At 64.1% G+C, this 1,545-nt stretch carries 3 protein-coding genes; all 3 read right to left on the bottom strand.

Annotation, left to right across the window (positions count from 1 at the left end):
• Positions 1-102 precede the first annotated feature (102 nt).
• The 3 genes from ABF757_RS12135 to ABF757_RS12125 are packed head-to-tail and all read right to left on the bottom strand — an operon-like array spanning position 103 to position 1,455.
• Complete coding sequence (locus ABF757_RS12135; RefSeq protein WP_415482588.1) at positions 103-657, bottom strand: hypothetical protein; 555 nt, start codon at positions 655-657, stop codon at positions 103-105.
• A complete protein-coding gene (locus ABF757_RS12130) occupies positions 654-1,016 on the bottom strand; it encodes a hypothetical protein (RefSeq protein ID WP_415482587.1) in 363 nt (120 codons plus the stop codon). Before ABF757_RS12130 ends, ABF757_RS12135 begins: the two co-directional genes overlap by 4 nt.
• A gap of 4 nt (positions 1,017-1,020) precedes the next feature.
• On the bottom strand, positions 1,021-1,455 hold the full coding sequence (locus tag ABF757_RS12125) for a cell wall hydrolase (protein ID WP_415482586.1): 435 nt from the start codon (positions 1,453-1,455) through the stop codon (positions 1,021-1,023).
• Positions 1,456-1,545 lie beyond the last annotated feature (90 nt).

The raw sequence follows: 1,545 nt of genomic DNA, 5'->3' as shown, positions 1-1,545 counted from the left end.
AGCGCGCGCGCGATCATAGGGACCATGCCCGGACAAACACGGAGCCAGCCCACAGCCCGAGCGCAGCGGCTCCGACTGTGGATACGACTACAGCCGCGCGCATTAACGAACCCCCAGAGCGGCGAGGGCCTGCGCCTCGGTCATACTTGTCGGCCCGTTCCGCACGGCAGACGACACGCCCAGCAGGGCCTTAAACACACTGATGATGGTGGCCAACGCATTATAGGCAGTCTTTGCGTCCGCAATGACAGAGGTCGAAAGGGTGGACCCGGAACCGGCAATAGCGCTTTCAATGGCCGCGGCCAGCGTATCCAGGTCGGTCAGGATGCTATCCACACGAGTTTTCCAGCTTGCATCGTCGTAGCTGATCGTCAGCGTGGACCCGGCGGCGCTGGAGAACGCAGATAGCGCACCAGACAGGGCAGTTTCCGCAGCCGTGATGGCCAGCGCATACGGGGCCATGGCCGGGAAGGTCGACAGGAAACTGGTGACGGTAGCCGCAGCGTTAAGCCCGGCCTGCCCGTAGTTCTTTACCTTGGTCACATCGAGCGTGATGGTGGTCACGCCATTGGTCGTGGTGACAGTGCAGGCCGCCAGCATGGCCATACCGGCAAGGACTGACGAACGCAGAAGAGCGCGGCGGGAGAGTGATTTCATTTCACGATGTCCTTGGGAATGGTGACGACAGAAGCGGGGCCTGCGGCCGGGCCGACAATGGGGGCGCGCGAGGCGGCTGCACCCACGCGCAGGCTAGCCGCCGCGTTGGCCGCGTATTTCCAGTTCAGGGCGAGGAAGTTCAGAGCGCGGTAGAGCAGCCAGAGCTTGCCCGTCTGATTGGACGGAAGCGGGATCTGCGTTGCCGCAAGCCCAGCCCCGGCGGCCACGGCGCAGGCGATGGCCGCCCACCCAGCATAAGGCTGTGGCAGGGCCAGCAGGAGCGCGAGGGGAGAAATCCCACCGACCACGGCTGTCGTGGCCTGAGCGGCGGATGTTTTGGAAGATGGCGTATCGGCCATGGGGTTATCCTTCTCCAAAAGGCCCCACGCGGTAAAACGCATGGTGGCCAATCGTGCAGCGATAGAAGCGGGAAGCAGCCCATGCAGGCGCGTGCGGAAGGCGCGTGTCATAATAGCTGTCTGCCCCGCTGGTGATGTCTTTCAGGGAGCCGCTTACAAGGCGCTGGGCCAGCGCAAGGGCGGTCTGGAATTGCGGGTCCGCTTCGGTTACGGCCAGAAGCTTTTCGCGGTTGGGATCGTCTGCGTTCCAGCAGGAAAACTGCCACGGGCAGAGAAACACGCCGCAAATGTCGCGCCCCCACCATGCCGGCCGGGCCAGACGATTCATGCCCACGCACAGCACAGCCTGCATTCCCGCAGTTCCCTCGCCGCGCGCCTCTCCCCATGCCGTTCGGGCAGCGACCTGCAGAGGGTCAGTGAGCGGAGAGGTTTGAGGCATTGCCTGTCCCTCCCTGTGCTACGTCCCATGGCTCGCGCAGGTGCAGCCAGCGCACCCAGATGGTGCTGGCCACCTCCTGATCGGAAAGCA

Source organism: Acetobacter papayae, from assembly GCF_047721125.1.
Classification (GTDB): domain Bacteria; phylum Pseudomonadota; class Alphaproteobacteria; order Acetobacterales; family Acetobacteraceae; genus Acetobacter; species Acetobacter papayae.
This window is presented reverse-complemented; position numbering and strand designations above follow the sequence as displayed.

Bases quoted from the DNA above. Each gene is read 5' to 3' on its own strand.
- ABF757_RS12135 (WP_415482588.1), bottom strand. From the start codon at position 657: ATGAAATCACTCTCCCGCCGCGCTCTTCTGCGTTCGTCAGTCCTTGCC.
- ABF757_RS12130 (WP_415482587.1), bottom strand. From the start codon at position 1,016: ATGGCCGATACGCCATCTTCCAAAACATCCGCCGCTCAGGCCACGACA.
- ABF757_RS12125 (WP_415482586.1), bottom strand. From the start codon at position 1,455: ATGCCTCAAACCTCTCCGCTCACTGACCCTCTGCAGGTCGCTGCCCGA.